Raw genomic sequence first — 12704 nt, forward strand, 5'->3', positions numbered from 1 at the left:
CACAAATAAACCTGGATGTTAGGCAGGCATTGGAGGACCGCGAAGCTCAAAAGGGAGCTTTTTATAATCACTTAAAAATTGATAAAAATCGAAGAATTGTTTTTTGATCTGCTTTTCTACAAGCGGTTCAAAATTTATAAAGTCGGTAGCGAGTACCGGACTTTGATTAAAAGAATGTAATTCACAGTCTAAACTGCTTTCGTGAAAATGCTCATCAGCATAATTCACACATAATTCGTGACCGTGACCGCTAAAAATATGTGAGAAGCTTATTGCAACCGGAAGCATAAGTAATGCTCCCAAAAGTAAAGCGAATATGTGTTTAAAGAATTTCAAGAATAATTATTGGAATAATTTGGCAAAGCCCATTCTACTTAGCATTTTCTTTTCAAAGGCCCAAAAGAATTGAAACTGGCCAAAAACCCAGCCAAAACTAACCAATAAAACCTGGTAAATAGGAAAAATTAAGAAAATTCTTGCACTCCAGTAAACCGCCCAATGTGAGGAAGCTTCGTAGATGCCCAGGAAATTACATAGGGGCTCAGCTAATTTAGCAGAAGTAGATCCCGTAATAGCAAATACTATAAATATTATAAATATCTGCCAATTAGAATCTATACCCCAACGTGCTTTTAACTTATTCATGCGGCAAAAATACTAAAAGCTTCGGAGAATTAAAATAATGAGTGTTAAATACGCGTGGGCACAGAGAATCGCTGATTATAATGCCTGCTGAAAAATACAAAGTAATTATATAACAAGTAGTTTACTTCGTAACCATAATCTATATTAGGTTCATAATTAATTTCCTGCAAATAAAGATCGGGATTATAAACTTGGGGTTGCCTAACGCGTTGATTGTATTCTGAAACCAGAAATCGGTTTTTGTTTTCCAGATATTCTTGAGAATAATACCCCTCGGGTTTTGCTATAGAATTTATAAAAAGATTAAAACCCGGTTCAATGATTATAATTTCATATTCCAGGCTATCGTTTGCTATGCGAACCGTATCCTCATTTATTTGAGAATCTCCCAGGTTCCTGTTTTTTGAGCTCGCGCAACTATAAATAAATAGGCCCAGTAGTAAAATATAAATGAAGTTTTTCATTCTTGTTTTATTCAATCGAGATTAAATCCTTCGAGGTTTCCATTCACATAAGAATAAACCGAAGTATTTTACCTTCTCAAGTTTAAATTATCTTCTAATCAAAAAGATACCATTTTAATTTATTTTCCGCCCAACATACCGCCAAGGAGGCTGCCACCTTTTTTGCCTTTTTTACCACCAAAAGCCATTCCGGCAACATCGTCTATCACACTGCCATCACCATCAGCATCTAATAAAGTTTCAAGAAAGGATTGGTCGTGAGAATCATCAGCGCCCATAACCGACCCTAATAAACCTGATAAACCGGAAGAACCTACATTATCTTTCCTCTTTTGCTGGCCTAATAATCCCATAATAACCGGTGCAGCCATTTCAAGAATATTGTTCACTGTAGATTCATCTATATTTAATGTTCCGGCAATGGTTTTGCTCACTCCGCTTTGTTTTGCACCCAGAACGTGGCTTAAAATTTTGCTTCCCTCGTTAGTGAGTTCCTCCGGATCTTTTTCCTCTAAATTATCTAAAATTTTTCCGTTATGTTTTTCATCCTGTAAAGCTTTATCCAAACTTTCGGCGCCCTTGGGATTTTTCGCATTTCTTTTCATCGCGCCAAGAATTAACGGCATAGCCATTCCCAGTACCGATGTTATTTTACTTTTATCTTCTGAAGTTTTTTCGCTGGCTTTATTCACCAGTTTATCGCCCGCTTGCGTATTAAGTAAATCTAATATTGAAGCCATATTTTTTTTTTATTAAAATGAATTTACGGCTTTTAAATAATAAGTCACGTTAAAGCTTTATTATAATCTACTCGATAATCGAGATTAAACGCTCTGAGGCTTTCCTCTAAAATTAAACATTTGTTCGCTTTCCATGTCCACTATACTTGCTCTTAAAGTTTATTTTTTAAAATGCGAAATTATTTGTTTTGAAAGTTCTAATCCTATACGTTCCTGGGCTTCTAAGGTAGATGCACCAATATGCGGACTTAAAGACAATTTCTCGTTCATCAATAATTTAATGGCCGGTCTCGGCTCAGCTTCAAAAGTATCTAAGCCTGCAAAAGCAACTTTACCATCTTCTATAGCATCCAAAAGCGCCACTTCATCAATTATTCCCCCACGAGCAGCGTTAATGATTCCCACTCCCGGTTTCATCGCTTCCAGTTCCTTTTTTCCAATTAAGGGTTTGGTTTGAGCTGGCACATGTAGCGTTATAAAATCTGAATGCTTAATGAGTTCCTCTACAGGTTCAGTTTTTATAGGGATTTCTATACTTTGATGATTATAGAATTCTAAAGTAATTTTTACTTCCCCATCTTCTTTATCGCTCGCAATAACCTTCATTCCCAGGCCTAAGGCAATTTTAGCAACTTCCCGACCAATCTTACCAAAACCTATAATTCCAAGGGTTTTTCCTCGAAGTTCAATTCCTGCGGAATAGGATTTCTTTAATTCCTTAAATCTCGATTCTCCCTCTAAAGGCATGTTTCGGTTAGAGTCGAACAATTTTCTTACTCCGCTGAAAAGATGTGCAAAAACAAGTTCTGCCACCGATCCTGAAGCTGCCTGTGGCGTATTAATAACTTTTATACCTTTGCTTTTAGCATAGTCTACGGCAATATTGTCTAAACCAACACCACCGCGGCCAATTAATTTTAAATTTTTACAGGCATCAATAATTGCCTTGTCTACATTGGTAGCGCTTCTAACAAGTAAAACCTGAATGTCTTTTGAATTTATATAATCAGCAAGTTGTTCCTGGGCTACCTTGGTACTTATGACCTCGAAACCTGCTTTTTCAAGTTGTTCTATCCCGGCTTTTGCAAGACCGTCGTTTGCCAGGATTTTAATCCTTTCAGGTTGAGTTGTAGTAGTGGGTTTATTAAAAAAATCTTCAGGCTTCATTTATTTATAATTTAATCCCTCTTATGGGAGTTTTGTACAGGATTATATGTCTTTCCTGTCCGTTTTCAATTTATTTATCCAGTTTCAGGCCAGGTTTTGAATTCTGATTTACGACTGCTGTTCCAGCTGCTGCATTGTTTCAACTAGGACTTTTACGCTTTCAATATCTAAAGCGTTATACATAGAGGCACGGTAACCGCCAACACTCCTGTGGCCGTTAAGTCCATTGATGCCGGCGTCTTTCCAAAGTTTATCAAAAGCTTCTTTTTTGCTTTCATCGGTAATATTAAAAGTGGCATTCATTGCCGAACGATCTTCAACTTCAGCAAAACCTTTAAACAATGGATTTCTATCTATTTCTTTATACAGTAGATTAGCTTTTTCATTATTTCGTTTTTCCATTGCTGCAATCCCGCCGTTATTTTTAATCCATCTTAGGGTTAACAGCGAAACATAAACCGCGTAAACCGCCGGAGTATTAAACATACTGTCTTTTTCCAGGTGTACTTTATAATTAAGCATTGATGGAATTTCACGCTCAACTTTTCCTAAAATATCTTCTTTGATCACCACAAGTGTAGTTCCTGCCGGGCCCATATTTTTTTGAGCTCCCGCATATATAAGATCGAATTTTGAAAAATCGAGTTCACGTGAAAAAATATCACTACTCATATCGCAAACAACTGGTGCATCTACTTGCGGAAAATCTTTAATTTGGGTGCCAAAAATAGTGTTATTGCTGGTGCAGTGAAAATAATCTACATCAGAAGGAATTTGATAATTCTTTGGGATATAGTTGAAGTTCTTTTTCTTTGAAGAGGCAACTTCAATCACTTCACCAAAAAGTTTCGCTTCTTTTATCGCTTTGGAAGACCAGGTACCGGTATTGAGATAAGCTGCTTTTTTATTCAGTAAATTATAAGCAGTCATTAGAAATTGCATACTGGCACCGCTCTGCAGAAACAAGGCTTTGTAGCCTTTATTTTGAAGTCCTAAAAGTTCGAGCGAAAGGTTACGGGCTTCTTCCATTACGTCTACAAAAGCAGCGCTGCGATGCGAAATCTCCATAATAGATAATCCTGAATCCTGGTAATCTAAAATACCCTGCGCGGCTTCTTTAAAAACTTCCTGCGGTAAAATACAGGGGCCGGCGCTATAGTTATGTTTTTTCATAGTTGGTTAATTAGTGGTTATTTAAAGCTTTTCTAAAAATTTTAAAGTATCAACGCCATCGGCATAATCCCATAATTTTGGGTGCTGGGTTTGGCCAAAATCAACATCGGCATTGGTTCCTACAACGCATTGCAGGTTTTTTTTATTTTGCTCGAGTTTTTCCTGTAATTCTTTTTCACCTTCATATTGTTCATAAAACAAGGTGGCAATAGGGGAGCCGAAACTTTCATCCTCTTTTAAGATAAGAAATCCGTTTTCCAGTAATTTAAATTCACTCATTAAATACACCGCTTTGTTATAATCGTAATTATTGGCGTATTTAGCTGAATTCAACAAAGTATTCCACGGGTACATCGCCTTAAAGAAAGAATCAAAATCATATTCTTTGGGCACATAAAGTTTAGAAACATTGCGGCAACCCAGGCCGAAATATCTAAAAACATCTTCTCCCAGTGCTTCTAATTCTTCTTTGCTTTCTTTCCCCGTAAGGATAGCGGCCGAGTTTCGGTTTTTTCTTATGATATTGGGTTTTCCGGAGAAATAATATTCAAAATAGCGGGCGGTATTGTTGCTTCCGGTTGCGATAACCGCGTCAAAATCGGTGAGTCTATCTTCGGTAAATCTTATTCGGTTTTCAAATTCCGGGGCGATATTCATTAAAAATCCTGCAATTACCGGTAATAATTGTTTATCGTTAGAAGATTGTTTTACCAATACTTTATGTCCTGAAATTAATACCGAAAGGAAATCGTGAAATCCAACTAGCGGAATGTTTCCGGCCATAATAATGGCCACCGTTTTTTGTGCTGTTTTATCGAGTTTGTATGGTTCCAGCCATTGGCCCAAATTGCTTTGCGTTAGCGCTTTGCTCCATTGCTGAAGTGAGAAAATTACGTTTCCACGGGTAAACCAACCGTTATAATGAACCGCCTGATCAATTTTATCATTTAATTCATTAAAAAATCTTTCGTTTTCCGCTGTTATTTTTATTGAATCATTAGTAGTATCCCCAAATAGACTCAGGAATTTTCCTACTTGAATAAAATATGATTTTCTTTCTTCGATTGTCATTTCCTTATTTGGTTATGATAGCCAATGGCTTTAAATTTGTAGCGCGAAATTAAAACTTAAGGCGGCAAACTCCTAAAAAACGATGGGAAATACCAACTAAGTTTTATGATAATTAAATTACAAAGAAAAAAGCTATGGCAATTGTTATAACAGATGAATGCATAAACTGCGGCGCCTGCGAGCCAGAGTGCCCAAATACAGCGATTTACGAAGGTGCAGATGACTGGCGCTATGCCGATGGAACAGACCTTGAAGGCAACGTGGTATTACCAAATGGTAAAGAGGCCGATGCTAACGAGGCCCAGGAACCTGTTAGTGATGAGATCTATTATATTGTACCCGATAAATGTACCGAATGTAAAGGATTTCACGAGGAACCGCAATGTGCTGCGGTTTGCCCGGTAGACTGCTGCGTTCCCGATGATGAACACGTAGAAAGCGAAGAAGAATTACTCGCTAAGCAGAAATTTATGCACGAGAATGAATAAATTCTATTCTGAATTTAAAATATAAAAGATCCCGTTTCAGCTAAAACGGGATCTTTTGTTTTTATATAATAGAATGACTTAAGAAACCGCAAACTTGATTTCATTACGATAAACCGAAGGTGACTTCCCGGTAAACTTTTTAAACTGCTTATTAAAATGACTAAAATTATTAAAGCCACTTTCAAAGCATACATCTGTGATACTTATTTGTTTTTCGTGAAGTAATTTGGCAGCGTGTACCAGGCGATACTCGTTCACAAATTGAACAAAAGTTTTTCCAGTGGTTTTCTTGAAATACCTGCAAAAAGCCGGTACCGTCATACTCACCACATCGGCAATTTCTTCAAGGGCAATATTTCTTTTAAATTCATTTTTCACAAAATTAAAGATTACATTAATCCGGTTGTGATCTTCAAGTTCAGTATCAAGTACAAACCCTTCAGCATTTAATAGTGTGAAATCTTTAGCATTTTCAAGCATATTAAGAACATCAAGTAAACCGAGTAACCTTTTATAGTTAGTCAACGAGCTTAAAGCTTCTATCTTTTCACCAATCAGGTTTTTATCTTCACCGTGAAAAACAATTCCATTTTTGGCCCGCTCAAGTAAAACCCGCACATTTCTCATTTCAGGAATTTCCCAGAAATTCTTTCCTAGGAAATCGGGGCTAAACTGAATAACAGTTTCACGGTCATTATCGGTTAAACTATCGGTAAACCCACAGTGCGGTAGATTGGCACCAATTAAAATAAGATCACCATTTTGATAATAGGAGACGTGGCTTCCAATTTGTCTTTTTCCAGATCCCCCATTTACATAAACAAGTTCAATTTCGGGGTGATAATGCCAGAATGTGTGGTTTTTGTTCTGGTGTTCCTGGTTAAAATTTTTAAAAGAAAATGAACTTCCAAAGCTTGGGTCTACTTTTTCAAAAGAAGGTTTGCTGGTTTTTAGCATATTCTCAATAAATTAACTTTTAGATAATATGGGCTTAATATAAGTCTGTAGTTCAAAATTAACTAAAAAATATGCTATATGCACAATAATTCAATATTAAATTATTGTAAAGATCAATATAGCACATTTTCTTGTTCATTCACTACTATTCAGCAGGGTAAAAGTCCTCTATCTTTGTAAATGTAAACAAGGGGATATTAACAATTAAAAATCAAAATTATGAAAAAACTATTGAAAAATTCGTTATTACTGGTAGTATTAGTAACCGGGTTAAACATGTACGCAGCTGACCGTGTGGAAGTTAGTATTGATAAAGGACAAACTCTAATTGTTGAGTTAGATAATGTAAGTACTGTAAGTTTAGAAGATGCTTCAGGATTTATTCTATTTAAGGATAGTCCGTCGCTTGATGGAAACTATAAAAAACAAATAGATTTTAGCAGAATTCCAGCTGGAACATACTATTTAAATACCGAAGATCTTAGTGGGATTTACACTACTGAAATTAAGAAATCTTCTAATGGAATAAGTATTGAAGACAAAACTGCTGCGGTTATTTTTAAGCCAGTTTACAAAGTGGAATCTAATAAAGTGAAATTTTTTCTAACCAATCCTGCAAAAACCTATGCCACTTTAAAAGTATATGATGCTACTGGAAAATTGGTAGGAGAAGTTAAAGAAAAAGGGTATACAATGAATAAAACCCTGGATTTTTCCAAAATGCCAAAAGGAGAATACACTTTTACATTAAGTGTTGCCGACAAGACAATTACAGAAAAACTTTCAATTTAAGTTAGTTTATTAATTCAACTTAAAGCAGGAATTTGCACCTAAAATTCCTGCTTTTATTATTTAAAGACCGAAGCTGGGTTTCTCCAGTTTCGGTCTTTTTATATTCCCCCTTAAAAGGTTTCACAAATTTTAAGTATTTTCCAGAAGAATTAGCGTCTTGTTTAAATAATTAAATTCAAGTCCAGTAATCCCATTCTGTAATGATTAACCTTGCGCAACAAAAGGAAGTCTTCCTGTCTTTTCCCGATAATTGTTTCTTATTGCTACCAGATTCTCCAAAATTCACAATTATTGAAGTTAGTCGTGCTTTTATAAAAAGTTCCGGTATGCGGCGTGAAGTGTTGGTGGGGAAGGGAATGTTGGAAGTTTTTGAAAGAGAAAATAATCATGATTTTATTGAGATTATTTCAGAATTCTTTAGGGAAGCTATAGAATCTGGCGAACCCAATCATATTCCCCAGGTTAGATATGATCTACCTGATGAAACTGGTATTTTACAGCGAAAAATTTGGGAAGCAGATAATATTCCTATTAAAAATGATAAGGGAGAAACCGAATTTATTTTGCACCGGGTACGTGATATTACTCAGGTAATTAAAACCCGGGAAAAGGGGGAAACTTCGCTTAAAAGTTTACAGAAAAATGAAAAATTTTTAAAGGAAACCCAGGAAATTGCTAAAATTGGTAGCTGGGAATTGGATGTTGAAAAGAACATCCTTTACTGGTCTAAAGTGCTTAAAGATATTCATGAGGTTCCGCAAGATTTTACACCGGAGCTTGATACTGCAATAGGGTTTTACAAAGCAGAAAAAAATAAAACCGCCATTAAAAATGCGGTTTCTAATGCGATAGAAACCGGTAAGTCTTTTGATCTTGAACTTGAAATTATTACTGCTAAAAATAATGATAAGTGGATAAGGGCAACAGGGAGACCTGATTTTAAAAACGGAAAGTGCATTAGAATTTTTGGAGCTACCCAGGATATTACTTCCCGAAAGCAGGCTCAAATAAGGCTTGAAAATATTAACGATAATATTCCCGGGGTTGTTTTTAGATACAAACTTAGGCCAGATGGTAAAGATCAATTAATGTACGTAAGCGAAGGGGTTCGGCAGGTTTGGGGGATAGCTCCAGAAGAAGCTTCGCGAAACAATAATAAGGTTTGGGATTTGTATTATGAAGATGATATTCCCGGTCTAAAAAAAACAATTAATGAATCAGCCAGTAATTTAAGTCTATGGACAAATGAGTGGCGTGTTAAGCACCCTGAAAAGGGATTAAGATGGAATAGAGGATTTGGAGCTCCGCAAAAACTGGCAGACGAAAGTATAGTTTGGGATTGCATTGTTTTAGATGTAACCGAAGAAAAATTGGCTTATGAATTATTGGAGATAAATGAATCAAGGCAACGTAGTTTACTCGAATCTCAAACCAATTATGTTATTAGAACCGATATAAAAGGAAATTACACCTATTATAATTCCAAATTTGATGAAGATTTTGGCTGGATCCAAGAAGAAGGTTTAATTGGAAAAACCTGTATGATTGCCGTGGTAGAAGAAGACAGACCTAAAGTAGAAGAAACTGCTATTAAATGCCTGGAGAATCCTAATGAAACATTTCAAATAGAAATAGGTAAACCAAAAAGGGACGGTAAAGTACGCACCACTGTCTGGGATTTTATTGCCTTATGTGATGCTGATGGAAAGCCTAATGAAATTCAGTGTATAGGGATAGATATTTCAGAAAAAAAAGAGGCAGAGATAGCGCTTAATAGAGCGAAAGAACAATATGAAGGTTTAATACACAGTATAGAAGGTGTTTTCTGGGAAATGGATGCAGAAACCTTTGAATTTACTTTTGTAAGTGAACAGGCTAAAGATTTAATAGGAATTAGTCCTGAAGACTGGTATAACGATTCTAAGTTTTGGGAAGATCACTTACATCCTGAAGACCGTGAGTATGCGGTTAATTTCTGTACGAGCCAGGTAAAAAAGGGAAACAACCACAGTTTTGAATATAGAATGCGAAAGACAGATGGCAGTTATGTTTGGTTAAGTGATGTAGTTTCGGTAGTAAAGGAAAATGGGAGAATCCAATGGCTCAGGGGTATTATGACCGATATCACTAAAAGAAAACAAGCTGAAGAACAAATTCAATTAAGTGAACAGCGTTTTAAAGGTTTGGTACAGGAAGGTGGTGATTTAATCACTATTTTAGATAAAAACGGTGATTATATCTATGCAAGCCCAACTTCCATGAATGTTTTGGGCTTCACACCAGACGATTTTAATAATAGAAATGCTTTTGATTTTATTCATCCGCATGATATTCCCCGGGTACAAAAGGAATTTGCGAAAATAGAGCAGCAAAAAAGACTAGAAATTAGTGGTTTTAGGTTTAAACATAAAAATGGGGGGTGGCGATGGTTAGAAACTACCTTAACCAATCTTTCTGATGATCCCGCAGTAAACGGTTATGTTTCTAACGCCAGGGATATTACAGACAAGAAGCGTTTTCAGGAATTAGAGAATTTAGAGCGAAAAGTCCTGGAAATGAATTTTAAAAAGACTTCCCGATTAAAGGAGATTCTTAATTTTTATGTAACGAACTTAGAGGAGGTAAATCCCAATGCATTCTTCGTTATTCAAAAGCTTGAAAACGAGCAATTATCTTATTGGACTTCCGGTAAAATTCCACCTACTCTTGTAGAGGCTTTAAATGAGCAGGGAATTGAAAAAAGAGAGAAAATATGCTCTGTATTTGAAGACGGAAAACCTATTATTTTAAAAATTAAAACGGCTCCTGATTCCAAGTTAAAAACCATAGCATTAGAAAATGAAATTGAGTCTTGCTGGACTTACCCCATTATAGATTCAAAAGGAGAGAAGCTTGGGATTTTTACAGTTTTTTATAGGAATGATCCTTTTCCCGCAGAAAAGAAGGAGCAGAGAAGTATTAAAAGGTCGGTAGGATTGTTACAGCTAATTATTGAATTTCAGTTAAATGAAATTGCTTTGAAGCGTAGTAATCAGCGTTATGAATTTGTAAATAAAGCTACTGAAGACGCTATGTATGATTGGGATGTTCTCAATGATGAATTAAAGTGGGGAGACGGATTTTACAAAATGGTTGGTACCGATAGGGAAAATGGCAAATTTCCGCTCGAAAAATGGAGTGAGGGCGTGCATCCCAGGGATTTTGCTGAAGTAAATGAAAGTCTTGAAAATAGTTTAAAGGATAAAAATAAAAAGAAATGGTATTCTGAATATCTATTCAGAAAAACTGATGGTTCTTATCTAAGTATTATTGATAATGGGTATATTATTAGAAATGAGAAAGGGGTAGCCGTAAGAATGATTGGTGTACTTCGCGATGTTTCAGATATTAAAGCTTATGAAAAGGAACTTGAAAATGCAAATGAAAGGTACCGTTATGTAACCAGGGCCACTTCTGATGCGATTTGGGATTATGACGTTGTTGAAGGAAAATTGTTTTGGGGTGCAGGTTTTGAAACTTTATTCGGCTATAATTTAAACGAGTTTAAACCGAAACTTTCTAGCTGGTACAACAGAATTCATCCTGAAGATCAGGGGAAAATTGTTAACAGCTTTCAGGAGTTTCTTAGCAGCGAAGATATTATTTGGGAAGAAGAATATAGGTATAGCAATGCCCAGGGTGATTATTTAGATGTTTTTGACAGAGGTTTTGTAGTACGTGATAAAAATAATAAAGCCCTTAGGGTAGTAGGAGCAATGCAGGATATTTCGCGTAAGAAACAGTACGAAATATCGCTAAAAAAGCTTAATACTGAATTAAATGAGAGAGCCAAAGAGCTGGTAACTTCAAATGCAGAATTAGAACAATTTGCCTATGTGGCTTCTCATGATCTACAGGAACCACTGCGTATGGTTACTAGCTTTTTAACCCAATTAGAAAAGAAATATGCAGATGTTCTGGACGAGAAAGGCTTATTGTATATAAATTTCGCAGTAGATGGAGCAAAAAGGATGCGACAGATTATTCTGGATCTTTTAGAATTTTCCAGGGTAGGAAGAACCGAAGATAAACTTGAAAGCGTAGAATTAGATGATATTTTAGAGGAAATAAAACATTTGTACCGCAAAAGAATAGAAGAAAGAAAAGTAAAGATTATAAGTAAAGACTTACCGGTAATAAAAGTTCCAAAAAGCCCCATAAGGCAGGTATTTCAGAATATTATTAGCAACGCTATTAAATACAGCAAAGAAGACGTGCATCCCGAGATCACCATTGATTTTCAGGAGACTCAGAATTTCTGGGAATTTAGCATTAAAGATAATGGGATAGGGATTGATAAGGAATATTTTGATCGTATTTTTGTGATTTTTCAGCGCTTGCATCATCGGGATGAATACTCAGGTACCGGAATGGGTCTGGCGGTAACTAAAAAAATCATTGAAAATCTGGGCGGAAACATTTGGGTAGAATCCCAGGAAGGTAATGGAAGTATTTTTCTCTTCACCATTGCAAAAAATATTGCTTAATTATAAGAGTTTACTTATAATAAGTTGAATTTTAGATTTATATTAAAAATGAGTAAGATTTTGAGTTAATTATTGTAAAAATCCGTATATTTTACTCGGTGATCGAGTTTAAAATGCTCTGGTACTTGTCTCGAATATTAAACAATTATTCATTATGAACTTCTCGAGAATTTGCTTCGAGATAGTTACTACTGAAACTTTCAAATAAATTCTTATAGCTATGGAATCTATCCACATACTTTTGGTTGAAGATAATGAAGGCGATATACTTTTGACTTCTGAAGCACTTGAGGATGGTAAAATCCTGAATAAATTAAGTGTGGTTAGAGATGGAAAAGAAGCTATGGATTTCCTGGATAAAAAAGGAAAACATGTAAAAGCAATTACTCCAGATCTTATTTTATTAGATGTAAATCTTCCCAAAATGAATGGGCACGAAGTGCTTAAATTCGTAAAGCAGCATAAAGATCTAAAACAAATTCCGGTAATTATGCTCACTACTTCTTCTTCAAAAGAAGATATAGATATTTCTTACCAGAATTATGCAAATTGTTATATCACAAAACCAATAGAAGTAGAAGATTTTATGAAAGCCGTGAACCAAATTGAAGAGTTTTGGGTGAATTTGGTAAAACATCCCTCTAAATAGCTGTTTTTTCAAAATGTAATTAACATTAAATT

12 protein-coding genes are annotated in these 12704 nt (G+C 35.5%); 4 read left to right on the forward strand and 8 right to left on the reverse strand.

Annotated features, from left to right (window positions below; all coding sequences use genetic code 11):
- Positions 1–18: 18 nt before the first annotated feature.
- The 7 genes from B5X53_RS06475 to B5X53_RS06505 all read right to left on the reverse strand — a co-directional run bounded on the left by B5X53_RS06475 (position 19) and on the right by B5X53_RS06505 (position 5260).
- Positions 19–336, reverse strand: coding sequence for a hypothetical protein (locus B5X53_RS06475; protein ID WP_143533243.1), 318 nt, complete (start codon positions 334–336; stop codon positions 19–21).
- Between the two features lie 6 nt (positions 337–342).
- On the reverse strand, positions 343–645 hold the full coding sequence (locus B5X53_RS06480; protein ID WP_079712422.1) for a DUF6787 family protein: 303 nt from the start codon (positions 643–645) through the stop codon (positions 343–345).
- 44 nt (positions 646–689) lie between these two features.
- A complete protein-coding gene (locus B5X53_RS06485) occupies positions 690–1109 on the reverse strand; it encodes a DUF6146 family protein (RefSeq protein ID WP_079712423.1) in 420 nt (139 codons plus the stop codon).
- Between the two features lie 119 nt (positions 1110–1228).
- Positions 1229–1849: a DUF937 domain-containing protein gene (locus B5X53_RS06490; protein WP_079712424.1), complete on the reverse strand. Its 621-nt coding sequence runs from the start codon at positions 1847–1849 to the stop codon at positions 1229–1231.
- A 159-nt stretch (positions 1850–2008) separates the two neighbouring features.
- On the reverse strand, positions 2009–2962 hold the full coding sequence (locus B5X53_RS06495) for a D-2-hydroxyacid dehydrogenase (protein WP_079712591.1): 954 nt from the start codon (positions 2960–2962) through the stop codon (positions 2009–2011).
- A 162-nt stretch (positions 2963–3124) separates the two neighbouring features.
- Complete coding sequence (gene serC, locus B5X53_RS06500) at positions 3125–4189, reverse strand: 3-phosphoserine/phosphohydroxythreonine transaminase (protein WP_079712425.1); 1065 nt, start codon at positions 4187–4189, stop codon at positions 3125–3127.
- A 21-nt stretch (positions 4190–4210) separates the two neighbouring features.
- On the reverse strand, positions 4211–5260 hold the full coding sequence (locus tag B5X53_RS06505; protein WP_079712426.1) for an acyl-CoA reductase: 1050 nt from the start codon (positions 5258–5260) through the stop codon (positions 4211–4213).
- 134 nt (positions 5261–5394) lie between these two features.
- Between B5X53_RS06505 and B5X53_RS06510 the strand changes: the two genes are divergently transcribed.
- On the forward strand, positions 5395–5748 hold the full coding sequence (locus B5X53_RS06510) for a 4Fe-4S dicluster domain-containing protein (RefSeq protein ID WP_079712427.1): 354 nt from the start codon (positions 5395–5397) through the stop codon (positions 5746–5748).
- Positions 5749–5826: 78 nt separating this feature from the next.
- Here the strand turns inward: B5X53_RS06510 and B5X53_RS06515 are convergent, their stop codons facing one another.
- Entirely contained in the window at positions 5827–6705 is an 879-nt protein-coding gene (locus tag B5X53_RS06515) for an AraC family transcriptional regulator (RefSeq protein WP_079712428.1), read from the reverse strand.
- A 219-nt stretch (positions 6706–6924) separates the two neighbouring features.
- On the opposite strand from B5X53_RS06515, the gene B5X53_RS06520 reads away from it, so the two are divergent.
- The 3 genes from B5X53_RS06520 (at position 6925) to B5X53_RS06530 (ending at position 12672) form a co-directional block, all read left to right on the forward strand.
- Complete coding sequence (locus tag B5X53_RS06520) at positions 6925–7497, forward strand: T9SS type A sorting domain-containing protein (RefSeq protein WP_079712429.1); 573 nt, start codon at positions 6925–6927, stop codon at positions 7495–7497.
- 200 nt (positions 7498–7697) lie between these two features.
- Entirely contained in the window at positions 7698–12023 is a 4326-nt protein-coding gene (locus B5X53_RS06525) for a PAS domain-containing protein (protein ID WP_079712430.1), read from the forward strand.
- A 220-nt stretch (positions 12024–12243) separates the two neighbouring features.
- Positions 12244–12672: a response regulator gene (locus B5X53_RS06530; RefSeq protein WP_079712431.1), complete on the forward strand. Its 429-nt coding sequence runs from the start codon at positions 12244–12246 to the stop codon at positions 12670–12672.
- Positions 12673–12704 lie beyond the last annotated feature (32 nt).

Origin of the sequence: Salegentibacter salinarum, from assembly GCF_900168115.1 — a bacterium.
Classification (GTDB): domain Bacteria; phylum Bacteroidota; class Bacteroidia; order Flavobacteriales; family Flavobacteriaceae; genus Salegentibacter; species Salegentibacter salinarum.